This window comes from Curtobacterium sp. MCBD17_040, from assembly GCF_003234805.2.
In the GTDB taxonomy this organism is placed as follows: domain Bacteria; phylum Actinomycetota; class Actinomycetes; order Actinomycetales; family Microbacteriaceae; genus Curtobacterium.
This window is the reverse complement of sequence record NZ_CP126274.1, coordinates 175,055-197,343: the sequence shown is the minus strand read 5'-3', so window position 1 is coordinate 197,343 and position 22,289 is coordinate 175,055. Positions and strand designations below refer to the sequence as shown.

Genomic DNA, 22,289 nt, shown 5'->3' with positions numbered 1-22,289 from the left:
GAAGGAGCCACCCCGTGACCGACAACGCCGCCCTCGTCACCCGGTACACCCAGGACCGGGACGCTCTCGTCCGCCAGAACGCGCAGAACCAGCGCGCGATCGACTACTACAACACGGAACTCGCCCGCCTCACCGCCGACCCGTCCGCAGTACCCGCGCCTCCGACAACCTCCCGCCACGACATGCTCATCGCCCTTCGCGAACTGCACGAGCGACGCATCGACGCGTTCCGCGCCGGCACCGGAAAGGGCCTGTCCTCCACGGAACAGCTTGAGCTACCCGGCGAGGCAACCACCGTCGACGACATCGACCTCCTCAACAACGCGCTCGGCATGCTCGACGAGTTCTCCCGCACCGTGGCGTCCCTCCGCGAAGACGTGTGGCGGGAGTTCACGAAGGGACAGCGGTGCGGCGTGTGCGGTCGAACCTCGAAGCAGAACGAAGCCATCGGCTACGACTGCGCCAGGGAATGCTGATGCAGATGTTCCGCATCCCGTCAGCGCCGCAGCCCGCCACGATGAACGTCGTCACCGCACCCATCAGTGTCACCGAAGTCGGCGTCGCCGTCATCGGCGGTGAGCGGATACCGCCGTACGCCCGTGCGCCGTCCGGGACGCACGCGTGTGAGGAGCGAGGCGACGAGCTCGAGTGTCGGCGAGGTACGGCACAGTAGGACCCGTGGTCGAGGGCGTGCGAGGGCGAGATGGTGTCGCCACTCTTGAGGGCGACCAGCTGGTCTTCCGGTTCGGGTTCCGCGCCCGGTCCGCGAAGCGGTCCCGCCAGTCACGGATCCCCCTCGACCGGATTGAGCAGGTTGAGTATCAGCCGCAGGACGACGTCCTCCGGGTTCGCGTTCACGGCTGGTCGTCGTCTCCGGATCCCGCCGAAGACGGCTGCTCGTTCCGGTTCAACGGCGACGGGTCTGGCGCAACCCTTGCCGACGAACTCGCCCGACGCACCGGGCTTCCGTTCACCCGCATCGACGCGACCAACGCCGACGAGGCGCAGCCGGTCCCTTCCACGGTTCGCGCCGGGCTGACCCGCGGAGAACGTCCGGCGCCCCAGCCCTACGGCGTCCACGACCAGGGAGCGGAAGCACTCGTCGCAGCATGGATGCGGTGGATGGGGCTGCGCGGAGCGGCGCCGACACGGTTCTCCGCCGACGGGGGCATCGATGTCACCCATCCGGAATGGGTGGCACAGGTGAAGAACATCTCCCCGAACCGCTCTGTCGGACGGCCCGAGCTGCAGAAACTCCACGGCGCGGCAACCGCCAACAGCAAACGAGGCATGTTCTTCACCTCCGGCTCCTACACCAGGCACGCCATCGACTTCGCCAACGACGTCGGCATCGCCCTGTTCCGCTATGACGCCGCGGAAGGCACACTCCGCGGAACGAACCCCCTCGCATGAAGCGTTGCGGCAGCGCCCGAAGCGGAGAAGCCGGTGCGCTGACCCCGGCTGCGCAGTTCACCTGCTGCAGCGTCCGCTAGTCGTCCCACATCGGTTCCGTGGACGAACCCGACCGGCGGGACGTTCAACAACTTTTGGCTGGTGAACCGGGACGGCACGGACTCCCTCGGCGGCGGCCCGCAGACCCTCGCCACTCCGGGTGGGTACACCACGTCCATCGTCATCAACCACCTCATCCGAGGCAGGACGTACACCATCACCGTCACCGGGGAGGGCAACTACGGGCCCGGGCTCTCTTCGAAGGTGACCATCCGCGTCGGGCCCGACCTGTCCACAGCACCGCGGAACCTCGTCGTCACCCGTGACGACGAGAACTACTTCCAGGGCACGGTGTCCGCAGCATGGGCGCCTCCGCTGCTCACCGTCGGACAGAAGATCCTCGGATACCAGCTCACTCTCCAGACCATGGCCACACAGGTTCCGCCAACCGTCGTCGTCCTCAGCCCGAACACCCGCTCGTGGACCTCCGATGAACTCGGCTCCACCTACACCTACCTCGTGTCTGTCTCCGCCATCACCGCATCCGGAGCCGGCCCCGCCGCGCAAGGGTCCATCCAGATCGGAGACGTGTACCGGCTCTACCCCTGACCAAACCAAAACACGGCCGCACAGTTCCACCCGCGCCACCACCAAACAGCGAAGCGCCCCGGCTCGACGTCGGGGCGCTTCGTTCGTCTGCCGCCACTCACCACGGGTGAGCTTCTGCCGCCGACCCGCAGGCTGCGATGATGTCGTGGCAGGCAGTCGAGCGGCGTGTAGACGCCGGGGTTCGTGATGCGGGATGCGCGCATGCACGTCGGTGCAAGGCTCGGTGAACCCGCCGTGCCGCGCCCGGCTCAGATGGTGGGGATGGCGAAGATCGCGCCGATGGTGGCGGTGCTGCTGAGGGCGGGTTCGGCGTGCTCGGCGCTCCAGATGGGGATGCGTCCAGCGGCGGGGTAGTCGGTGACGTCGAGGTCCTCGTGCTCACCGTCGGGAATCGGGAGGGCGAGGTAGCCGAGCCTCCAATGCGCACGGACGAGGTCCGGGTTCGTGAGGCATGTGTCGTATTCCTCGATGCCCGGCTGGTAGGAGTCGGCGATGTACCGGTTCCAGGTGTCCGCGGCGACGGCCGGGTCGTCGGTGCCGAGGACGATGGCGTGCTGGTACTCGTCTTCCCATGCGGTGGGGAGAGTGTCGGTCATGGTGCTCCTGTTCGCAAAGGGTGGACGCCGGCGGTCGCCGATGTTCTGGTGGTACGCGACGATGTGGACCCGTCGCCGCTGCGTTGGGTCCTATGCCGCCTGTGCAGAACCCGCCGCCGAGCCCGCTGTGGACACGTTCCGCGCATAGACGTCGCCGTGAACGACACTGCGCAGTTTCAGAATCTGCTCGACGACGCATCGACCGTGGAGTCGCTGCGCGCCGGGTGTCGGATGGCGATTCGTGCGGCGGATGATGCTGCGCATCGGTTGTTCGAAGTGCAGCGGCAGCTGCGTGTGTGGGGGAAGGTGCAGGCGACTACGCCGTTCCTGACGGTGCTGCTCATCCGATGTCTGTGGTGGTCCTGCTGTTGCTCACCGTCACGCTGCCCGGCCGGCACGGCGCCGTCGGTGTCGCCGCAGCGTGGGTAGTCCTGTGTGTCCTCATCGTCGGCGCGATGACGTTCGCGACGACGACGGTACGGGTGCGGGCGCTGCGGAGTGAGGTTGCGCGGGCGCGCAGCGCTGTGCACCTCGCCGACGGAGCGGTACGGGACGCGGAACGACGTCTGGCGGACGCCACCGAGGTGTTCTGGGCGAAAAAGCGGCCACAGGCGGCGTAAGCCGGACGGCCCGGGCACCCGGTGGGCGATCTATCGGCTGGGAATCACGGTGCTCCCCCACGACGGGCGTTCCCACTCCGCCACGGGCACCGGCGTCGGCGTCGGCTGGTTGTCCAGCATGCTCTCGAGGAGGCCGACGAGCTTCCACGTCTCCCTCGGGTCCCCCGGATTCGCTTCCGCCCACGCCGTCAGATCCGACACCACCCGCTGCAGCATCGACACCCGGCACGGAATCGTCGGCTCATCCAGCAGCGGCCGAAGCCCCATGATGCTCTGCACCGTGTTGTGATTCGCGACCACCCGACAACCTCACCTTCCGCCCGGCAGCTATGCGGCGGAAGCGGCTGACGGCAGCTATCCACAGGGCACGGCGTTGCTTAAGTCAAGGGACCAACGCGAGCGCCTCCCCAGTGGGCGTCAGGCGACGGAAGGATTCGGCGCCGCCCGTCAAACGCGCGGCTCGTCGATGCGGTCGTACGCGGCGGCGACTCGGTCGGTGACGTCGAGTCCGACGGTGGTGACGCGGCGGATGGGAATGGCTGTTGAGTTCGTGTGTTCAACGCGGCGGCCGAGCGTTTCCGCTTCGGCGGCGGTGAGTTGTCGGGCCCAGACGAGGTCGTAGTTCGCGGCATCGAACAAGAGGAACAGGGCGACGTGGAAGGTGAACGACCGGAACGCGGAGAATGTCTGCGAGGACTTGTCGGCGCGGTCAAGGAGCCGTGCTTTCACCTGCATAGTGGTGCCATCGTCGGTGACGAGGTCCCACGACTTCGCGGAGTTCTTCTCCAGCGCTCCCCCGTACGTCCGCAGCGCCAGCGTCTCCGCCAGGTCTCCCAGTGGTGGGTTCCGAGTGCGAACGATGCCGCGGGCGTTCAACTCATCCAGCGTTGCCGCGTAGCCGGCGAGGAGTTCCCGCACCGATGCCGCTGCGGGGTCGAACGGTGGCTGCAGGGGCGGCATGGGGCCAGCGTAGGAGCAGCGACGGACAGGGGCTCGCACGAGGTGGTGCTCATCATCAGCGAACGGACAGCCTCAACGCGACTGCGCCATCCCACGACAGCCGGCGGCGGAGGCTGCGAACAGCGCTACCGAGTGACGGGTGCTGCGGCGGTGACGGGGTGCTCTCCGCCGCCGTATCCCTGAATGGTGAGACGGTAGGTCCCCGGGGTGGCGAGTTCCGCAGCGAGCCGTGCGGCGTCGGCGTCAGAGATCCCGCCGCCTTGGGGGCTGATGTCCAACGGTCCGCACGACGAGGTCACCGTCCAGAGCGGACGGCCCTTGCTGGTGTGCTCGAGGCTACTGACATTGGTGACGTCGCAGGTTCGTTCCGCCCGATGCGTGAACCAGGAAATTGCGTAGACGGCTGTTCCCACCAGGTACACCGCGAGTGCGAGCAGTCCAACGGCGGCCGAGCCGTAGTACCAGCGCTGCCCACGACTGAGCCGGCTCCACCCGAGGCGGAAACCGCCACGCGGCGCCGTCCCACGCGCGGAGCCGCTCATCGACGCCGGCGCGGTTTCAGGGCGCGCATCGACCGGAACAGCCACACGTACGCGATGGTGACCCCGATGACGAGGGCGGCGATGACGCCGGTCCAGATGGGCCAGTCGCTACGGTCCGGGTCGCCGAGCGCGCCGAACACGAGGGTGCTGATCGCCATCGCCGGGAACACCAGGCTCACGCTGATGAACACCCACCCCAAAGCACGCTTCGACATGAACTCCCCCTCGGAGGTCACCTTCCCACACTCGCCGCTGCGCGAGAAGCGAGGACCGCGCGGAGGAGCGTCTGCAACCGGCTGACGGCGTCAGACTCGGACCCATTCGTCGGGCCGCTCGCGGAGCATCATCGACGTCGGGGCGAGTGCACCGAAGTGCTGCCGGTATGTGTCGATGACCTGGTCGAGGTCGATGCGGGGACGGGTCATGCGGTGGTCGCCTTCCGGTTCGCGTCGTAGGAGGCGTGGAGGGTGAGGGCGGCGGCGGGGATGTCACCGAGAACGACCCATGCGTCTTCGTTGAGATGGTCGTGCTGCCAGTTGCTGATGCTGGCGGTGTTCACCGCCCACACGTCCCAGCCGATGGTGGAGTCGTGCCGCCACAGACCGTCGGTATCCGGCGTGGGCGCGACGTACACGCCGCGGGGCTGAGCGGCGACGGCGAACACCATGTTCGCCCAGTGCCGGTTCTCCGACGGCAGCTGAGCGGTGAGCCCGGCGCGGAGGATGCTGACCCGATTCGCGGCGGACGTGGAGTGGTAGACGACGGCGGGGAGGTCCACGCGGGTCGCCTCCTCGTACAACGCCTGGTAGTCAGCGGGGCGGCCGTCATCGAGCAGGTTCAGCATGCGGATACCGACGTCCTGCCGCAGCTCCCGGACCGTCATCTTGTACCGGATGTGATTCGCGACCTCATCGGCTGTCGGCGGCGTGTACATGCGGTGGTCCTCCCGGCGGGCTGTCCCCTCCTCTATGCGCGGGCGGAGTCGCCTCCGGGGAGCGCTCGCAGCGGCAGCCCTCACAAACGAGAGGCGCACGGTACGGCACGTACATGTAGCGTGCTCACATATTCGCTGGCACTCGCGTGAGGAAACACAATGACCATGAGGCTGTTCCGTTCCGCCGCGATGGTGATAGCCGGGTTCGCCCTCCTTGCAGGCTCCATGGGGCTGGCAGCGCCTGCGTCCGCAGCGACAGATCATTCGGCCCTGGAAACCGACGACGGTGCGAGCTACCGGACCACGATCGTCGCCTACCACAACACAGCTCGGTGGACCACGGTCGTGGACAACACCGGCACTGGTCCCACCCTGACCCCGGTCACCTTGTCGTTCTTCTACGACACGACAACGGACCCGAAGGTGTCGGGAACACCGACAGCGTGGGCCAACCCGACGGTCAGCAGTCCGCAGACGAAGAACTGCACCCTCAACACGTCCCAGAGCGTCGGCACATGCGTGGTTCCCCCGATCCCGGCCGGTAAATCCGCGAGCATCACCGTGACCGGGCTTGCGGAACTGTCAGCCACGGAAGACATCGGGGTCGGATGGGAGTTCAAGGTCACCCGCACCGCCAACGACCCCGACACGCTGCACAACGAACGGTTCAGCAGCACCACTCAAACCGCTTTGCGCGGCTCCTTTGACTCCGCCACCCCGACCTCCCAGGGCGTCCATGTGCGGGGATGGGCGGCCGACCCGGCACACCCCTACAGCAACTACTCCACCATCGCCGTCACCGTCAGAGGCGTCAGCGTCGGGCAACTCAGCGGCGGACTCCCGCGCCCAGACGTCCACCGCGCCCTCGGCTTCGAAACGAACTCCGGATTCGACGGCACACTTCCAGCCGCTGGAACCGGCAAGCAACAGGTTTGTCTCAGCGTTACAGGCTTCGGAGATGCCGGAGCCCTCAACCTCGGCTGCAAGACGGTCGACTTCGGTACCGGAACACCTAACGGCGCTTTCGACAGCATCACCACTGGCCCGCGAACCATCACCGTCTCTGGATGGGCGTACGACACGAACGCGATCAACTCCGCCACGACCATCACCGTGACCACCGACGCGCCTTACGACGACAGTCCGAAAGTCGCAGGCACCGCGACTGCAAACGTGCCGCGCCCCGACGTCAATAGGGTGAAGAAAGTTCCGGGAAACCACGGGTTCCAGGCAACGTTCACTGGCACCGACTTCGGCCCCGTCACCGTCTGCGTCATGGCGCAGAACGTCGGCGCTGGATCGAACACCATCCTCGGATGCAAGCAGCTGGACGTCCCGCTGTCCTAACCTGCCCAGCAACTCGGACCGGCAAGGCGCGGGTACGTGCACGCGGCAACGCTGAGTGCGGCCAGGCCGACCCCGCACGAATCATGCATTGCGACGCCGTGCGCGTGCTCGCTGCGGCAGATAGCCGCGCGGTAGGAGCATCGACCGCGGTGTACTACGGTTCCGCTGTGGCAGCGTTCTCCACAGACGACGTATTCGGCAATCGGTTGGACTTCGACATTGCCCGCGACGGTTTTGTTCGCGGGTTTCGCGATGACACAGCCATGCGTGACGCAGCGGCTTGGCTCCGGGACGAGGGGTATCGGGTCATCGATGTGGAAGCCGGGGGCTGGGAGGACGAACGTCAATTGCTTTCGGCGTTCGCGGCCGCGCTCTCGTTCCCCAGCTACTTCGGGATGAACCTCGATGCACTCAACGACTGCTTGTCGGATGTCGCGCAGGGCGAATACGGGTGGGACGCACGCGACACCGGCCTGGCCCTCGCCCTTCATGGTTTCCGGCGCTTCGCCGAACGGCTTCCGCAGACCGCGAGTCGCGTGAAGGGCATCCTGCAAGCACAGGGACGATACGCAGCGCTGTTCGGGAACCGGCTGTTCACCACCCTGTCCTGAAAGCCGGGCACGCGCCGACTTCGGGCCCGGTCGCGCTGTCAGCCGACGGTGTTCTCCGGGTGTGCGAGCGTGTACAGCTGCTCGATGGGGTCGTCGGGGTTGTTGACGCTGCCGGCGGAGCCCATGACGTCGTCGATGAGGGCGACGGGGACGATGATGGCTCGATCCGCGGCGGTGTCGGCGGTGAGGGCTCGAAGCGCTGCGGTGAGGTTCCGGACGAGGACGTAGTTCGGGGTGTCCTTGCGGCTGTACTGGGTGGGTTCTGCGTATTCGTCGGCGTCGGTGAGAAGCGTCTGCAGGTCCGGCAGGGTCGTGTCGGTCATCAGCTGTTGTCTCCAGACGGTGGCGAGGTGGTGTCGCGGTTCCGCATGAACGGCAGGTCCTCGACACGGATGGGCTCGGGGTCGGTCATCGGCGGGAACTCGTCGACACCGTCGAGCGACGATGCGGCGGACCAGTTCAGCAGGATGCGGTCTCCATCACCGTTGGTCGCCACGTCGAGGACCGGTTCGAGCCGCACCCAGTAGCAGTCCATCGGCTCACCGGCCTGGGTGCGGTCACCATGGTTGACGACCCGGAGCGGGAGTCCCCATCCTTCGTCGTCGCTGTCCTCCTCCGCAACCCAGCCGATGACGGTGTCGCCGATGGCGATGTTCCCCCTACGGAACTCATCGACGAGGGACGGGCTCTCCAACGTCGTGAAGCGCGGCGAGTTGAAGTCGATGGCCAGCACCGGCAACGGCAACGCTTGACGACGGCCGGCTGACGCCACTGCGTCGCTTTCCTGCGCTGCCGCGGCCTGCTGCTCTGCGAGGGCGTCCAGGACCGCGTCGGCGGCGCGGAGGAAATGGTCACGGTCCTCGTACGCCATTCCCGGGTACTCGCCCGGGTACGCGTCACGCTCCCACTGCTCCTTCGCCTCCCACGCGCGGATCTCCTCCACCCAATAGTCAGCGTCCTGCGCCCGAGCGATGGTCGCCGCGACGAGCTCCCGCTTGGCTGCCGGCGCAGTGAGTTCGGTGGCGGTCATCCGCGGACTCCTTCATGCGACGGCGGGGTGACGTTCCGAATCGTCAGCGGCTCGAACTGATCCGCAGACCAAATCTGCCCGTCAGCACCAACGAGTCGCTTCCCGCCCGACAGCAGCACAGCCATGTACACGAACGGTCTGGTATCGCTGTACGAACCGTCCAGGCACGCCACCAAGGTCGTCCCCGGCGCCAGGTCCTCGACGCGGGGCGGCCCGACGCTCGGCGACGGCTGCGAGAGCAGCGCGTGCTCGCGGGGCTCTTCGCAGTTCCCGTCGTCGGCGTAGCAGCCGTGCACGTGCAGCGGGGAGCGGCAGTGGCCTGAGCCGTCGCACGCCAGCTGTCGCAGCGCCTCGATCTGCTCGCACGTCGGCGTCTGCCCACCCACGAGCGCGTCCCGAGGAGGTTCCGCGACGGGGCCGACGCACGTGCACCGCTCGACCTCCTGGGTGAACAGGGCGCGGATGGCGTCGATGCGTTCGACGTACTCGGGGAGTTCGGCGAGGAGTGCGTCGCCGAATGCTGCTTCGGCGATCTGCTCGTACGTCGGTTCGGCCGTGGTGTCGGTCACAGGTTGCCTCCTTCGACGGCCGGGGTGATGTCGTGGATGGTGCCGGCGATGATGCCGCTCTTGAGGAATCGGTCTCCGGACTCAATGTGGACGATGCCTCGTCCGTCGGCGGGGACCCGCCAACGAGCTGACCCAAGCTGCCTGTGGTCTGCCTCGAACTCGGCGTCTGCTGGCATGGCCTCGATGAGGTTCAAGGAAATGAGCGAACCGTCGGCGACGATTGAGCGCTCGTCCTGCTGCTTCATGGCGGCGGCGTCGAGTGCGTCAGCGCGGTCCCGGAGCTCGTTGCGGTAGTCCTTCTCGTTGTCGCCCCATGCTTCGGGGTTTGCGGCCCACTCGTCGGCGACGTCGCGGAGCACCTGCGCTTGCGCGCGGATGATGTCGGCGGGCTGGGTGTGCGGCATCCGCTGTCCTCCTGGTGTGTTGACGCTTCCTCTATGCGCGGACCGTCGGCGGCTGATGGTCAGTGGTCGTCGCCGGTGAGGTGGGTCTCATGGCGGCCGATCCGGCCGGACAGGCAGCCAATGACCTGAATGCGAACGAGAGGAAACTGCATGGTCTCGAGGCGGACGTCGCTGGCGGTGCCTCTGATGTCGTCGACGACCCAGCTGAGGCCGAGTTCGTCGGCGGCCTTCACCATCTCGTCGAGGCCGCGGATGAGGTCGCGGCGTGCGTTGCCGACTTTCTCGGTCGCAAGGGCCAGCGCCTGGTGCGCGTCGGCGGTTTCGAGTCCGTTCGTCATCGGGTGCTCGCCTCGGTGTCGTTGCGGGTCGGACCGTGGACGATGGTCCGTGGCCCCAGTTCCCACTTGAGGAGCACGTATGCGTCGGGATGCGGATGCTCGAGGAACGTCCGCTCCGCGTGCTCGGCGGTCGGCGGCCAGATCCGGAGCGGGTCCGGCCATGCTGGATGGCCGCACAGGTAGTAGCGGCGTTCGAACCCGAGGCGGACGAGCGTTGCGTCGCCCTGCTCACCGGTCAGCTGCTGCTCGTCCTGCTGCGCAGCAGCGGACGCGTCGAGGGCGTCCGCTCGGTCGCGGAGCTCGTTGCGGTAGTCCTTGCCGTTGTCGCCCCACGCGTCAGGGTTCGCAGCCCACTCGTCGGCGAGGTCACGCAGCAGCTGCGCTTGCGCGCCGGTGATGTCAGCGGGCGGGGTGTGCGGCATCGGGTGTCCTCCGGTCATGTCGATGCTTCCTCTATGCGCGGAGACCCGACGCCGGCGGCGGGAAGCAGGTATCCGGCGGCGCAGGCGATGTCCTCGCGTCCCGATACGGTGACCAGGTGACCGAGGTGCTGACTTTGGATGCTGCCGCCGTGGACCGGTACGCAGATGTGCTCGCCACGGTCGGTGCCGCTGTTGCCGGCTTTGATTTCGCTGCTGCCGAGACGCTCCTGGAACCGATCGCTGACGACCGGTGGATGGGGCATGTGCCAACCGCCGGAAGCGAACCGCGGGAACCGGGCGCAGCGTCCGCGCGGGACGTGTCGGACCGACTGCGCGCTGCAGTGTTCCGCCGCGATGGGTTCCGCTGCTCCTACTGTGGTGGCCGCGCAGTTCCCCGCTGCGTGCTCGTCGCGGTCAGCGAAGCGTTCCCCCGATTCGGCTACCACCCGCACTACCGACGTGGTGCGATGCATCCTGCGTTCTGGGCCCTCGCCCCAGAAGCAGACCACACCGTTGCGCACAGCCGCGGCGGCGCCGGCGCCCTCGAGAACCTCACCACGATGCACGCCCTGTGCAACACCGCGAAATCCGACGCGCTCCTCACCGACCTGCCGGTCGTTGACCGTCTGGAGGCCGCCGACGGGTGGGATGGGCTGCTGTCGGCCTACCCGGCGCTCGTCGAAGCGGGCAACACGCATGGGGTGCGGCAAGCATCACTCCGGTACCACCCGCAGTGGCTGCGACTGTTCGGACTGCAGCCACTCGGACCCGTCGTCGCGCCGGCGTCGGATAGTGTGACCGCCGATGAGTGAAGTGGAAACGACAGCTGCCCCGCATTATGAGCGTCAGCTCGACGGCCCGGTACTCGCCAGTAAGCAGTTCGTGGCCGGCAAGAACACGAACGCAACGGCGACTTCCCTCCAGCTGTTCGACGCTGAAAAGACCTTTGGTCGAGTGAATCTGCGAGCGATAGTCGTCATCGTCCTGGCCTTCGACGTGCTGCAGATCACCCTCGCGCTCACCGTATGCCCATCCTGGGTCACCGTCATCCCGGCGGCCCTCGTCGACGTGTGGGCCGTCTGGTACTTCAGCGGTCTCGTCCGCGAGTTCACCCCGGACAAGGACACGCAGTTCGCGTTCCCACCCGGAGAGGTAGTCCGCGTCGCAGCAGACAGCACCGACGCCGTCATCCAGCTGAACCACACCGTCGCATACAAGGTGCCGCTTGCCGACATCGTCACCATCAGGAACGTCCCGCTCAGCTTCGCGAAGGTCACACTCAAGGAGGGGGAGAGCATTCTGCTGCCGAGAAAGGCGATACCCGCACGCCTGACGAGCCTCCAAACCACCATCCAATGACGTGCAACAACCCGGACGTCAGCCCCATGCGGAACGAGCGCCCGGTTGCCTGCCAGCGCCAGCCAATATGAGTGCCCATGGGTGAAGGGAAACGTCACCACACTTCCCGGAACCAATATGGCGGTAGTTCCGGGACACTCTGGTTGCTGGCCGGCGGCCATCGACACGCCACACGGGGCCAGCTCTACAATAAGCGTTCCCGCGTCGCACGCCTGCCTCGAAAAGGGTTCGCGCACTGAGACGACCACCGGACCACCTATGTGAGACGGGCCGAAGAGCCAAGCGCAGGCAGACAGCAAGAAGGCCGGTGACCGACCGGCCACCGAGACACGTCCAGCCTGCCGCTTCGCTAGGGTCTTTGGGTGCTGATCGTTCTTCGCGGAAACTCGGGTTCTGGGAAATCGACCGTGGCGCAGCTGCTCCAAGCGAATGAGCCGGGATAAAGGCCTGTCGGGGGCTGCGTCGTCCGAGTGCTCATCACTGGTGATGATTTGCATTTGCCGCGCTTCCGGGCTGGCGCTGCTGGCCCATACGCTCGCCGCATGCTCACCTTCCTTCGTCGACCGGTCGTGGGGCGCGTCCTCCGCGCGGTCATTCCGCTCCTGGGCGGGGCGGTGTTCGCGACGCTGTGGGTTGTTGCCGAGTGGGCGCGCCCGCAGGACGGCGGTGCCCTGGTCGCGGTCTTCTTCGGCGCGGCGATCGCGTTGTCGGCGTGGATGCCCTGGGCGGCGCTCGGACTGATCGTCGTCGTTCCGGCGTTACAGGGATTCGGGCTGCTGCCCCCGCCGGAACCCACGACTTGGCCGCAATATCTCGCGATCGGAATCGTTGCCGGTGTCGTGGGCGCTCGCTCGCCCTGGCTGCTCAGGGCGGCGGCTGTCGTTGTCGGCGCTGTCGGCAGCGTCGCCGCGGGCTGGGCGCTGACGGTTCCGTCCGTGGGTCGGAGTGACGTGTGGGGCGTCTGGTTGGGCGAGCACGAAGGAGCTCGCACAGATCTGTCCGCGATCGCTTTTGCTCTCGTCGGGGTCACCGGTATCGGCTGGGCGATCGGTGTTGCGGTCGGCAGCGCATGGCGGTTGAACATCGCGCGCGGCCGGATTCTCGCGGCGAAACAGCAGACTGACGAAGCCGTCGCTGAGCTGCAGGTCGTCCTCGATCGCGCGGCGATAGCGCGGGACGTGCACGACTCTTTGGCGCACTCCCTCGCGATTGTCGTGTCTCAGGCGCAGGGCGCGTCCGCCCTCGTCGGCGGCGATGGTGTCGCGGCGCAGGCGCTCACCGACATCGCGACGGTCAGCCGGGAGGCGCTGACGGACGTGCGCGCCCTCGTGGAGCGCATCGAGGACGAGACACCCGGCGTGCACCGTGTCGGCGACATCGCCGGGCTGCTCAGACAGATGCGCGAGGTCGGCATGACGGTGACCTTCGAAGAGCATGGCGATCCAGGTGTCCTCGGTCGACAGACGGAGGCCGCCGCGTACCGGATCGTGCAGGAATCCTGCACGAACGCGTTGAAGCACGCCGGGCGCCACGCGGACGTCCGCGTGGTCCTCGATCAGCGCGGCGCCGGCCTCGGCGTCATCGTCGAATCCCGCGGGTCCGCGCCGCTGGTCGCGGCCGCCGGCCCTGGCGTCGGTATTCGAGGGATGCGCGAACGCGCCCGTCTCGTCGGCGGATGGCTCAGAGCCGAACGAGACCTCGACGCCGACACTCACGCTTGGGTCGTCACGGCATGGCTTCCCGGAGCGGCAGCATGACCGCTCCAATCACGGTCGGGATTGTCGACGATCAACGGCTGTTCGCATCCGGGATGAGCATGCTCGTCAACGCCCAGCCGGACATGACATCCATCGGAAGCGCTTCCGACGGCGAGGAGGCGCTCGCGCTCGTCCGACGGGCCGATCCGGACGTGCTGCTGCTGGATCTGCGGATGCCCGTCCTGAACGGCATCGACACGATGCGACAGCTGTTCGCTGACACCGACGACGCCAGCGCCGCCAGGCCGAAGATCGTCGTGCTCACCACGATGCGCAACGACGACGCGGTCCTCGCCGCGCTCCGCGCAGGCGCCGGCGCCTTCTTGACCAAGGACGCGACACCGGACGTCGTCCTCGACACGATCCGAGCAGTCCACCAACAGTCAGCAACGCCAAGCGAAGCGGACACAATCGAGTTGCTGCGGACCACGTCGCCAGTCGCGGACGATCGAAACGCGCTGCTGGACCGGCTGACCGCACGCGAACAAGAGGTGTTCCTGCTCGTCGCGAAGGGACTGAGCAACGCGCAGATCGCAGCGACCCTGTTCCTCAGCGACGCGACGGTAAAGACACACGTCCGCGCCGTGCTGAACAAGCTCGGGCTCCGCAACCGAATTCAAGTCGTCATCACAGCACATGAACGCGGCCTCGTCCGCGCCCAAGGGGGGAAACCATGACCACCGCATTCCGTAGCCAGAGTGCCGCGAAAGCCGTCACGCTCGTCGTCGTCGTCGCGGGCCTCGCGAGCGCCGTCGTCCACAGCGCGACCGCGACTGCCGCGGATCAGGCAATCGCATCGACCGTTCAGCCCGACGTGAACGCGTGGAGTATGCCGTTGGACGCGTACGTTGCGCCCGCGTCCGATCTCGAGGACCAGGCCGAGGACCTGCTCATCGGCCGCTGCCTTCAGCAGAACGGGCTCACGGACTGGACCGTGCCGCACCGCACCGTGGGTGGCCTGCAGGCCCTCGCCGACGCCACCGACACCGCCGCGAACGCGAACCCGTCTCCAGCACTCGCGACCACGAAGCCCCTCGACGCCGCCACCGCCGCGAGACGCGGCTACTCGGGCCCATCGACCGCCGGCGCAGGCGCGGCCGCATGGAAGGCGTGGGCGTTCTCACCCGTTCGGAACACCGAGCTCAGCACGCTCCCGGCCGGCACGTTCGACCGTTGCCTCGCGGCCGCACGATCGACGCTCGGAGAACCGCTCGACGGTCAGGTGATGGCCGCATCGGAACTCGCTCAACGTCTGACCTACCTCGCTGCCCTCGACGCCCGTAAGGACCCGTCCGTCCTCGCGGCGTCGCGTCGATGGAACTCGTGCATGGCCTCGACGAAGGTCCGCGACCTGCCCGCATCCCCAGACGGCATGCCGACCGCGTCGATGCGGGCCACGGACGGCGTCCGAACCGGAGCGGCCACACCAACCGCTGCCGAGAAGAAGATCGCGGAACGGGACGTGGCATGCCAGCAGTCCTCGGGCTACCGAGACGCCCTCTACACCACGGAATGGTCACGACTCCAACACGTCACCACCGCCGACGCGCAGACCCTCGCGCACGGGTCCACCGACAACCCCTCCCTCCGCCATCGCCTGGTAGCGACAATCGAATCGGTGCAGCGCTGACGCCCCGTCCCGAAAGACGATCGGCTACTGAGACATGTGAGCCGGTTCTACAAGCCGGTCACGTTTCGTGTCATCACGATGCTGTCGTAGCGCTTTCCGGGGAAGTGCACGTCGTCAACGTGTTCAAAGCCCCAACGCGCGTACATGGCAACAAGGTGCTCGGCCGGTGCCGCAGTGTCGAGTCCAATCCTCGTGATGCCGTGCCTCATGGCCCACGCGCAGGCGACGTCGAACAGCGTTCTGGCGACGGCGCGACCGCGCAATTGCGGCCCGACCGCAACTTGGCACAGCCATCCGGTGCCTGGCTCTTGAGCATGCTCGGACAGTGATCGGACGTCGTCCGGCGGAGGCACGGACATTGTCATGCTCGCCGCGACCCGGCCGTCTTGTTCCACCACCCAGCAGACGCCGTCTGCCACCCGCTGGCGGGTCGTCTCGACGCTTTGGGTCGCTGCGGTGAAGTTCAATCCCGCATCTTGAAGCTCTCGGTAGGCCGAGTTCAGAAGATCCGTCAGCTCCGCGGCATCCTCGGGGCGGAAGGGACGCGGCTCGACGTTGGTAGTCACCCGGCAAGCCTGGGAGGCTGCCCCACGGTAGGCCGGTCCCGCTCGCAACCGCCCGGTTCGGGATCCTCTACCGAGAGCGGTCGAGCTTGCCGCTGTCCGTGCCTACTTCTTCTCATACCGACGCCAGTAGCGCGCAAGTGCCTCACGGCTCGGACGCGATGTAGGGAACGCAACGAGAGCCGCTCCGCCGAAGAGGACGAGGACCGCCACCAGTCGGTCGAGCCTGCCGTCTGACGTCGCCATCAGCACGAACCCCGCAACGATCAGCACGCCGCCGAGCGCAGCAAGGAGGACGCGTCGAGTGGTCATGTCCGCAAAGTTACGCCGCGCCAATCGGCCCGGACGTTGTCTTAGTGGACGGTCGCTCAACGGAGGAATCAGCACCGCCGCGACCGACCGGCGAATCGTCGTCTCGGTAGCGGATCGGCTACTGAGACGGCTTCGATGACGACTGTGCCGTGCTCAGGACGAGGCGTACCGCCTGTCTCGCTTCGTCAGGAACGAGACGTTCCTCTTCGAGTGACGTTGCGGCGACCCAGCTTGGGTCGTACTTGTTGCTGTCTGACGCACGGTGCAGCTCGGGCCCTCCGAGCGCGACCTCCGCAGATGTCACTTTCACCGCGAAGTACGCGACCGGCACCTCGCGGTCAACAGCGACGTCGAGTAGATCGCCTACCTCGCCATTGAGCCCGGTCTCTTCGAGAAGTTCACGGCGGCAGGCCCCGCGCAAGTCCTCGCCCTCTTCGACGCCGCCTCCGGGAAGCACGCAGTAGCTCCGACCGTCCTTGAATCGCTTGATCACGAGCACCTGCTCGTCGACTACGACGACTGCCGCTGATCGGATACGCATCGGCTCAGTTCACCATGCACCGCCTCGATCCGTTAGGCGTCCCGGCAGCCGATCCGTCAGCGGGACATTAGGAAGTCGCAGAGGACGGCGGTCCACTGCTCTAACGCATCCAGATGCGCGTCGTGGGAGGCACCAGCGAGGTCCGCGCGGCTGACGTTCGTGCCGCGCCGGACGAACTCCGACTTCTGCTCGTCCGTGAACATGCCGCCGTCCGCGTATACGACCAGCGTTGGAGCGACAATACTCTCCCATTCGGGCCAGCGCGGCACCGCAACTTCTGTGATGGTCCGCACCATCACGTCGGCATCGAAGCGTGGATACAGCCCGTCCTCGCGCTGTTCGAGATCCGCGACCCACGCCCGAGCCAGCGGACCGTCACCGAGCGCCGCGCGTGCGTCTTCGCGGTTGGCGAACGGGACCTCCCAGGAGCGGAAGTAGTCGCCGAGTGCGGCATGGTCCTCTGAGGATCCGCCGCCTTCGTTTCCTTCCAGGAGCACCAGACGGCCAACCATCTCAGGGTGGGCGGCCGCGACGAGCATCGCGGTATGGGCTCCCATCGATTGACCGACGAGGTCGACCGGTCCTGCCGACTCGGTCCTGATCACGGAAGCGACGTCTTCGACGAACGCGGCACGGGTCGTATCGGCCGGCGCGCGGGTGCTGAACCCGTGCCCACGCTGGTCGACGAGGATCACCTTGCGCGGCGCGAGCGCACCGGCGGTCGGGACGAACTCGCGGCCACTGCCGGCCAGGCCGTGCAGGATGACGACCGCCGGGTCCTCCCCATCGAAAATCGAATATGAGATCGTAACGCCGTCCGCGGCCATCACTGCGCGCCGTGCCTCGCTCACGTGGCAACGCTACCGCGGCCGGGGACCCATGCCCGCAAGCCGGTCGCTCAACGGAGGAATCAGCACCGCCGCGATCGACCGGCGATCGTCGTCTCGGTAGCGGATCGGCTAACGAATCGGCTAACGAGACGGCTCACTCGCATCTGTCAGAAGCCAGTTGGCGACGTCGCATTGGTCGGTGTCGTTCCTTCCCGTCGCGAGAACGCGTCCGTCGGCGCACAGCGCGAGCGTGTGCAGCGAGCCGGCTGCGACCTGGACAACATCGCGCCAAGCACCGACATCGCACTGGCCGTGCGAGTTGTCGCCGGCAGCAAGCACGCGCCCGTCGGCCGTTACGCCGACGGTGTGTTGGCTGCCCGCCGAGATCGAGACCACGTCTCTCCATCGAGCAAGGTCGTCGACACCGGCTGTACGGTCACCCACGCCGAGGACCGTTCCGTGCTCAGTCAAGGCGACCGTGTGCAGATACCCCGCGGAAACGGCCTGAACTTCCGACCACCCGGTGACGTCGCACTGGCCTCGGCGGTTGTTGCCGACGGCGAGGACTGTGCCGTCTCTCCTGAGTCCGATCGAGTGCCAGTCACCCGCTGCGACCCCGAGAAGGTCTGTCCAAGATTCGACGTTGCACGCTCCTTCGTTCGGTCGGCCCGCGGCTCGGGCGGTGCCGTCCGTGAGTACCGCGAGGGTTCGCCGCCAGCCTGCGGCGATCGCGGTGACCTCCACCCAAGAGCCGACCTCGCACTGCCCGTCCCCGTTCCACCCAACCGCAACGAGCGCACCATCCGCGGTGAGCGCCACCGTGTGAGAACGTCCCGTGTTCGGTGCCGTGTGGACATTCCCGACCGCGACGGCGACGACGTGCTCCCACGCCTGCACCTGGCACTCCTCGGCGCGCGCATCGCCGGCGGCCACCAACCTCCCGTCCGCGCGGACTCCGACCGAATGACGCCGACCGGCAGCGACGACCGCGGACATGGTGTCGTTGATCTCTGCAGGCATAGACCTCATCATGGCCGCGGCCCCAGAACGTCCGACAGCCGATCGGCGATCGAGACGGTGTTCTCTGTTCTCCTACCTCACGGTGTGCTTGAGCGCCTCGGCTGCTGCTCGACCCCACCCGTTCGGGTCGTCGCCGGGAGGCACGAGTGCCAGGGAGTACCAGAGCACGAGGACCGGCCACCATTGGAGTTCCTCGTCGGTGAGGGCTTGCACCGTTTGGTAGCCGTCCAGGAACTGCTGCCGAACCGACTGTGAAACGGGCCCCCAGTCCCGGAAGAGCGTGCCGAGCATGACCGCTGAACGCGCGACTTCGACGATTCGATGGTCGAGTCGAAGCTCCTCGAAGTCGAGAACGCCGACGACAGCGCTGCCGACGCACAAGATGTTTGCGGCGCGGTAGTCGCCTTGCACGATCTGTAGGGGCGGGAGGTCCGCCGGCGCTTGTTCGAGCATCTGCCCGAGGACGTCTCGGGCCTTCGGGGGCAGCGTCGACGGGTCGGACGTGACCCAGCCGGCGATCTGCTCGGTGACTGGTGCCGGCACGGACAGGAACTCGGGTGGCGAGTTGCGCAGGGGGAGCTCGCGCAGCGCATTGTGCAGCCGAGCGAGCATCGCTCCCGCTGCACGAACCTGATCGGAGTCCCCAACGTTGAGGTGGCCGCCGTCGATGACGCGTTGCAATCCCATCGAGACACCATCGCTCGTCACCTGAACCTCACCCGCAAGTGTCGGTACCGGTGTCGACACGGGCAATCCGAGTGCTCCGAGCGAAGCAGTGACCGTGGCGGCGAACGCGAGCCGTTCGAACCGGTCAGGTGCGACTGACCACTTCAACAGGAGCCGTTCGTCGCTTCTGGGCACCCACGCGAGTGCGTTGCTGTCGCTGATCGCAACCCGCTCCGGGGAGCCGACACGAACACCCCAATGACGCTCGACCGTTGAGCTGACCCAAGCGCCAACCTCCTCCGCGTTCGCGAAGCCGAAACGATCCCGGAGCACTTCAGCCGGGTCGTCCTGCGCCCACAACATCTCGATCGTCATCGATCCCCCTGCATCAAGAGACAGGCGTCGAGCCCGACACCCCACTCGATCTTGCCCTGCCTCACAGGCCCGCTTCCGACTTCTTGTCAGAACCTCAAAAGCGATCCCCTTTCGGACGCAGCTAGAGCAGTTGCCTCCGCGGCACGATGGTCGCCGTGACGATGGCGAGCAGCCCGACCAGGGCGAGCGGGACGGCGACGTCGGCGTGGTCGATGAGGGCTCCGGCCGCAGCGGAGGCGAGGGCAGCTCCGAGGTTGACCGCGGTGTTCACCCACGTCGACGCCTCGGTCCGTGCGCTCTCGGGCACGACGGCGTCGGCGACGAGGTAGCCGGTGACGAGGGACGGCGCGAGGAACAGGCCGAGCAGCACGAGCCCGATCCCGAACCCGACCAGACCGCCGATCTGCGAGACGCCGCCGGCGATGACACCCATGCCGACGGTGAGCAGCAGCAGCTTCGTCCCGAGCGTCGCACGCCAGCGGACGTGCCCGTAGAGCACACCGCCGATGGCGCTTCCGGCCGCGAACGCGGCGAGGAGCCATCCCGAGCTCGCGACGGAGCCGTGTGCTTCCGCGACCGCCGGTGCCGCGATTTCGGCGACGCCGAGCACGCACCCGACGCCGACGAGTACGAGGAGCACGCGCGGGAAGCCGGGCTGTCCCAGGGGTCGCTCTGCCTTGGTGGTGACGCCGGCATTCGGCGTCTGCGCTCGTGACGCCGTGCTGGTAGTGATCCCGACGGTGCCCACGAGGACGACGACGGCCGTCAGCACCAGGCCGACGGGTGCCGTCGTCGCGGTGATGACGGCCGCGATCACGACCGGACCGATCACGAAGAGCAATTCCTCGGCCACTGCGTCGAGGCTGAACGCCTGCTTGCGCTGTTCGCCCTGGTCGGTGAGCGACGCCCAGATAACGCGCATGGCAGCCCCGAGCGGTGGAGCACTCACGCCGATCACGACGCTGCCGGCGAGGAGCACGGCGAGGGGAGCGTGCGCAGCGACGGCGGCGGCGAGCACGGCGAGACCGACGGCCTGACCGACGCCGAGCACGGTGAGGGAACGCCGTTGCCCCATCGGTCCACCGCCCGGGCACGCCAGGGAGCAGCCACGACGTTCGCGAGACCGAAGACGGCGGCCGCGACACCTGCGGCAGCGAACGAGCCGGTGCTCTCCTCGACAGCGAGGACGAGGCCGAGGCTGGCCATCGCGAGAGCGGAACGGCCGATGAGAGCGGGGATGAAGGCGCGAAGCGCGCCGGGGAGACGAAGCACGGTGAGCATGGGGAACCTCTGGTGATGCGCTTCAGCTCACGGCCGAAGCAATGCTGACGGTATGAAGCCCAGGCGCGACAAAGCCACCCTGGGGGTCAGGTTCCTGCGCGGGTGAGACGCAGGGCCGTCAGATAAACATCACGATGTGCACGCTGCGACGCTAGCACCGGCCATGCGTTGTCTCTGTTGCCAAGCCCAGATGCATCGCGGTGCAGGTGGAACTTGCACCGCGCATGGTCACGCCCCGATTACCGATCGGCTATCGAACGGCGGCCTTCCGCAGCGGTGAGCATGCGGCGACCATTGCGGCGGCGGCGAACACAAGGGTCACTGCAAGCAGTGCGGGGCCAGGCCCGGCGACGGTCATGAAGGCACCGCCACCCACTGCTCCCGCAGCCGCAAGGGTCCTGTTCGCGCTGCGCATCGTGCCGTTCATCCGACCGAGAAGCGCGTCAGGTGTGACTGTCTGGCGGAGGCTCATCTCGTTCGCGTTCTCGCACCCCGCGGCAACACCGTGCACGGCGAATGCGACGAACAAGACCAGCACAGTCGCCGGCGGCGCTGGGACGCTGACACCGAGGGTCGCGAGCATGATGGCCGCCCACGCGACCGGATAGGCGGTTCGAGCGGCGATGATCGTCTGGCCGGCACCGAAGCGGGTGCCGAGGCGCGGCGCAGCGGTGGCGCCGACAAGCATCGCGACTCCGCTGACGGCGATGATGGCCCCGTACACCGACGGCGGAAGCGCGAGCGTGCGAAGCGCGAGGGTCGCGAACACCGTCAGTCCGGCGGCGTTGGCGAGGAACCACAAGTGCGTGGACAGCGCCAGAGGCGCAAGCGTTGCATGACCGTACGTCCATCGCAGACCGTCAACGATGTCGCTCCGCAGCCGAGTACCCGGCAGGCGTGCCGGGTTCTGCTCGACAACACGGACCCGGGCGATGAGGCCGGCGTCGACGAAGTAGCTCACCGAGTCGAGGGCGATCGCGACCGGCGCGGTCATGATGCTGACCAGGACACCGCCGAGAGCCGGGCCCACCGTCTGCGCTGCCGCGTCACTCTGATCTACTCGCGCATTCGCCGCCAGGAGGAGAGGACGAGGGACGATTCGAGGGAGGAGGGACTGCGTCGCGGCGAATCCCACAACGGACAAGATACCGAACACGAACAACGCCGCCGCCGTCACCCAAAGGTCCAGGAATCCAGTCAGCCAGAGGACCGGAATCGCGCCGAGGCACACGCCACGACCGACACTCGCCCAGATCAGCAGTGGCTTGCGCCGGAACCGATCGACGTACGCGCCGACGATCAGACCGAACAATGCATACGGAAGGGATTGGGCAGCGTTCACCGAGCCGACCTCGAATGAAGTGGCGCGCAGCACCGTCACCACGAGAACCGGTACGGCGACCGCGCTCACCGCTGAGCCGAACGACGAGACTGTCGCGGCGGACCAATAGGAACGGAACCCGGGCACTCGACGCAGCGTGGCTTCGTCGTCGCCCATGCGCCAACGCTGGCAGATCGCAA

32 protein-coding genes are annotated in these 22,289 nt (G+C 67.3%); 11 read left to right on the top strand and 21 right to left on the bottom strand.

All coding sequences use genetic code 11. From position 1 onward, the window contains the following. Window positions 1-14 precede the first annotated feature (14 nt). The 3 genes from DEI94_RS17050 (at window position 15) to DEI94_RS17040 (ending at window position 2,061) form a co-directional block, all read left to right on the top strand. Window positions 15-476: a hypothetical protein gene (locus DEI94_RS17050; RefSeq protein ID WP_111026749.1), complete on the top strand. Its 462-nt coding sequence runs from the start codon at window positions 15-17 to the stop codon at window positions 474-476. A gap of 202 nt (window positions 477-678) precedes the next feature. Beyond that, complete coding sequence (locus DEI94_RS17045) at window positions 679-1,413, top strand: restriction endonuclease (RefSeq protein WP_111026751.1); 735 nt, start codon at window positions 679-681, stop codon at window positions 1,411-1,413. Between the two features lie 141 nt (window positions 1,414-1,554). Continuing rightward, window positions 1,555-2,061, top strand: a complete 507-nt coding sequence (locus DEI94_RS17040; protein WP_181441806.1) for a fibronectin type III domain-containing protein — start codon at window positions 1,555-1,557, stop codon at window positions 2,059-2,061. Window positions 2,062-2,309: 248 nt separating this feature from the next. Here DEI94_RS17040 and DEI94_RS17035 read toward each other — a convergent pair whose 3' ends face one another. Both DEI94_RS17035 and DEI94_RS17030 read right to left on the bottom strand, forming a co-directional pair. Then, window positions 2,310-2,657, bottom strand: coding sequence for a hypothetical protein (locus DEI94_RS17035; protein ID WP_111026753.1), 348 nt, complete (start codon window positions 2,655-2,657; stop codon window positions 2,310-2,312). 90 nt (window positions 2,658-2,747) lie between these two features. After that, the gene (locus DEI94_RS17030; protein ID WP_181441807.1) at window positions 2,748-2,921 is read right to left on the bottom strand and encodes a hypothetical protein; all 174 of its coding nucleotides are present in this window, start codon (window positions 2,919-2,921) and stop codon (window positions 2,748-2,750) included. An 83-nt stretch (window positions 2,922-3,004) separates the two neighbouring features. Here DEI94_RS17030 and DEI94_RS17025 point away from each other — a divergent pair, with 83 nt between their 5' ends. Then, window positions 3,005-3,277 carry a hypothetical protein gene (locus tag DEI94_RS17025; RefSeq protein WP_284183772.1) on the top strand — a complete coding sequence of 91 codons (273 nt, stop codon included), beginning with the start codon at window positions 3,005-3,007 and terminating at the stop codon, window positions 3,275-3,277. Between the two features lie 30 nt (window positions 3,278-3,307). On the opposite strand, the gene DEI94_RS17020 is transcribed toward DEI94_RS17025, so the two are convergent. From DEI94_RS17020 to DEI94_RS17000, 5 genes are all read right to left on the bottom strand, one after another. Continuing rightward, window positions 3,308-3,577, bottom strand: a complete 270-nt coding sequence (locus tag DEI94_RS17020; RefSeq protein WP_111026755.1) for a hypothetical protein — start codon at window positions 3,575-3,577, stop codon at window positions 3,308-3,310. Between the two features lie 147 nt (window positions 3,578-3,724). After that, window positions 3,725-4,195, bottom strand: a complete 471-nt coding sequence (locus DEI94_RS17015; RefSeq protein WP_146249490.1) for a DUF6998 domain-containing protein — start codon at window positions 4,193-4,195, stop codon at window positions 3,725-3,727. 167 nt (window positions 4,196-4,362) lie between these two features. Beyond that, a complete protein-coding gene (locus DEI94_RS17010; protein ID WP_146249491.1) occupies window positions 4,363-4,779 on the bottom strand; it encodes a hypothetical protein in 417 nt (138 codons plus the stop codon). Beyond that, complete coding sequence (locus DEI94_RS17005) at window positions 4,776-5,015, bottom strand: hypothetical protein (RefSeq protein ID WP_111026757.1); 240 nt, start codon at window positions 5,013-5,015, stop codon at window positions 4,776-4,778. The genes DEI94_RS17010 and DEI94_RS17005 overlap by 4 nt, the downstream gene beginning before the upstream one ends. Window positions 5,016-5,200: 185 nt before the next feature. After that, on the bottom strand, window positions 5,201-5,713 hold the full coding sequence (locus tag DEI94_RS17000) for a hypothetical protein (protein WP_111026758.1): 513 nt from the start codon (window positions 5,711-5,713) through the stop codon (window positions 5,201-5,203). A gap of 345 nt (window positions 5,714-6,058) precedes the next feature. On the opposite strand from DEI94_RS17000, the gene DEI94_RS16995 reads away from it, so the two are divergent. Both DEI94_RS16995 and DEI94_RS16990 read left to right on the top strand, forming a co-directional pair. Beyond that, window positions 6,059-7,060 carry a hypothetical protein gene (locus DEI94_RS16995; RefSeq protein ID WP_284183771.1) on the top strand — a complete coding sequence of 334 codons (1,002 nt, stop codon included), beginning with the start codon at window positions 6,059-6,061 and terminating at the stop codon, window positions 7,058-7,060. 167 nt (window positions 7,061-7,227) lie between these two features. After that, the gene (locus DEI94_RS16990) at window positions 7,228-7,671 is read left to right on the top strand and encodes a barstar family protein (RefSeq protein WP_181441808.1); all 444 of its coding nucleotides are present in this window, start codon (window positions 7,228-7,230) and stop codon (window positions 7,669-7,671) included. A gap of 38 nt (window positions 7,672-7,709) precedes the next feature. On the opposite strand, the gene DEI94_RS16985 is transcribed toward DEI94_RS16990, so the two are convergent. Genes DEI94_RS16985 through DEI94_RS16960 form a run of 6 tightly spaced genes read right to left on the bottom strand, consistent with a single transcriptional unit; the run spans window position 7,710 to window position 10,452 of the window. After that, on the bottom strand, window positions 7,710-7,994 hold the full coding sequence (locus tag DEI94_RS16985) for a hypothetical protein (RefSeq protein ID WP_111026761.1): 285 nt from the start codon (window positions 7,992-7,994) through the stop codon (window positions 7,710-7,712). Then, window positions 7,994-8,701 carry a hypothetical protein gene (locus tag DEI94_RS16980; RefSeq protein ID WP_111026762.1) on the bottom strand — a complete coding sequence of 236 codons (708 nt, stop codon included), beginning with the start codon at window positions 8,699-8,701 and terminating at the stop codon, window positions 7,994-7,996. The genes DEI94_RS16985 and DEI94_RS16980 overlap by 1 nt, the downstream gene beginning before the upstream one ends. Then, window positions 8,698-9,270 (bottom strand): hypothetical protein, encoded by a 573-nt coding sequence (locus DEI94_RS16975; RefSeq protein WP_111026763.1) that lies wholly within the window; start codon window positions 9,268-9,270, stop codon window positions 8,698-8,700. The genes DEI94_RS16980 and DEI94_RS16975 overlap by 4 nt, the downstream gene beginning before the upstream one ends. Further along, window positions 9,267-9,674, bottom strand: coding sequence for a hypothetical protein (locus DEI94_RS16970; RefSeq protein ID WP_111026764.1), 408 nt, complete (start codon window positions 9,672-9,674; stop codon window positions 9,267-9,269). Before DEI94_RS16970 ends, DEI94_RS16975 begins: the two co-directional genes overlap by 4 nt. 59 nt (window positions 9,675-9,733) lie before the next feature. Continuing rightward, complete coding sequence (locus DEI94_RS16965) at window positions 9,734-10,012, bottom strand: hypothetical protein (protein WP_111026765.1); 279 nt, start codon at window positions 10,010-10,012, stop codon at window positions 9,734-9,736. Then, the gene (locus DEI94_RS16960; RefSeq protein ID WP_146249492.1) at window positions 10,009-10,452 is read right to left on the bottom strand and encodes a hypothetical protein; all 444 of its coding nucleotides are present in this window, start codon (window positions 10,450-10,452) and stop codon (window positions 10,009-10,011) included. The genes DEI94_RS16965 and DEI94_RS16960 overlap by 4 nt, the downstream gene beginning before the upstream one ends. 98 nt (window positions 10,453-10,550) lie before the next feature. Between DEI94_RS16960 and DEI94_RS16955 the strand changes: the two genes are divergently transcribed. The 5 genes from DEI94_RS16955 (at window position 10,551) to DEI94_RS16935 (ending at window position 15,180) form a co-directional block, all read left to right on the top strand. Further along, entirely contained in the window at window positions 10,551-11,246 is a 696-nt protein-coding gene (locus tag DEI94_RS16955) for an HNH endonuclease (protein ID WP_146249493.1), read from the top strand. After that, window positions 11,239-11,793 carry a hypothetical protein gene (locus tag DEI94_RS16950; RefSeq protein WP_146249494.1) on the top strand — a complete coding sequence of 185 codons (555 nt, stop codon included), beginning with the start codon at window positions 11,239-11,241 and terminating at the stop codon, window positions 11,791-11,793. Before DEI94_RS16955 ends, DEI94_RS16950 begins: the two co-directional genes overlap by 8 nt. A gap of 542 nt (window positions 11,794-12,335) precedes the next feature. Beyond that, window positions 12,336-13,550 carry a sensor histidine kinase gene (locus DEI94_RS16945; protein ID WP_111026769.1) on the top strand — a complete coding sequence of 405 codons (1,215 nt, stop codon included), beginning with the start codon at window positions 12,336-12,338 and terminating at the stop codon, window positions 13,548-13,550. Further along, complete coding sequence (locus DEI94_RS16940; protein WP_349815174.1) at window positions 13,469-14,227, top strand: response regulator; 759 nt, start codon at window positions 13,469-13,471, stop codon at window positions 14,225-14,227. The genes DEI94_RS16945 and DEI94_RS16940 overlap by 82 nt, the downstream gene beginning before the upstream one ends. Then, on the top strand, window positions 14,224-15,180 hold the full coding sequence (locus DEI94_RS16935) for a hypothetical protein (protein ID WP_111026771.1): 957 nt from the start codon (window positions 14,224-14,226) through the stop codon (window positions 15,178-15,180). The genes DEI94_RS16940 and DEI94_RS16935 overlap by 4 nt, the downstream gene beginning before the upstream one ends. A 47-nt stretch (window positions 15,181-15,227) precedes the next feature. Here DEI94_RS16935 and DEI94_RS16930 read toward each other — a convergent pair whose 3' ends face one another. From DEI94_RS16930 to DEI94_RS16895, 8 genes are all read right to left on the bottom strand, one after another. Next, entirely contained in the window at window positions 15,228-15,746 is a 519-nt protein-coding gene (locus DEI94_RS16930) for a GNAT family N-acetyltransferase (protein WP_181441811.1), read from the bottom strand. 102 nt (window positions 15,747-15,848) lie between these two features. Further along, complete coding sequence (locus DEI94_RS16925) at window positions 15,849-16,055, bottom strand: hypothetical protein (protein ID WP_111026773.1); 207 nt, start codon at window positions 16,053-16,055, stop codon at window positions 15,849-15,851. A 118-nt stretch (window positions 16,056-16,173) separates the two neighbouring features. Further along, the gene (locus DEI94_RS16920) at window positions 16,174-16,596 is read right to left on the bottom strand and encodes an NUDIX domain-containing protein (protein WP_111026774.1); all 423 of its coding nucleotides are present in this window, start codon (window positions 16,594-16,596) and stop codon (window positions 16,174-16,176) included. A 56-nt stretch (window positions 16,597-16,652) separates the two neighbouring features. Beyond that, window positions 16,653-17,447: an alpha/beta fold hydrolase gene (locus DEI94_RS16915; protein ID WP_258378006.1), complete on the bottom strand. Its 795-nt coding sequence runs from the start codon at window positions 17,445-17,447 to the stop codon at window positions 16,653-16,655. 120 nt (window positions 17,448-17,567) lie between these two features. Then, window positions 17,568-18,446 (bottom strand): RCC1 domain-containing protein, encoded by an 879-nt coding sequence (locus DEI94_RS16910; RefSeq protein WP_284183768.1) that lies wholly within the window; start codon window positions 18,444-18,446, stop codon window positions 17,568-17,570. A gap of 72 nt (window positions 18,447-18,518) precedes the next feature. Next, window positions 18,519-19,487 (bottom strand): phosphotransferase, encoded by a 969-nt coding sequence (locus DEI94_RS16905; RefSeq protein ID WP_111027828.1) that lies wholly within the window; start codon window positions 19,485-19,487, stop codon window positions 18,519-18,521. Between the two features lie 121 nt (window positions 19,488-19,608). Beyond that, window positions 19,609-20,562 carry an MFS transporter gene (locus tag DEI94_RS16900; RefSeq protein WP_111027829.1) on the bottom strand — a complete coding sequence of 318 codons (954 nt, stop codon included), beginning with the start codon at window positions 20,560-20,562 and terminating at the stop codon, window positions 19,609-19,611. 456 nt (window positions 20,563-21,018) lie between these two features. Further along, complete coding sequence (locus tag DEI94_RS16895) at window positions 21,019-22,266, bottom strand: MFS transporter (RefSeq protein WP_111027830.1); 1,248 nt, start codon at window positions 22,264-22,266, stop codon at window positions 21,019-21,021. Between the last annotated feature and the right edge of the window lie 23 nt (window positions 22,267-22,289).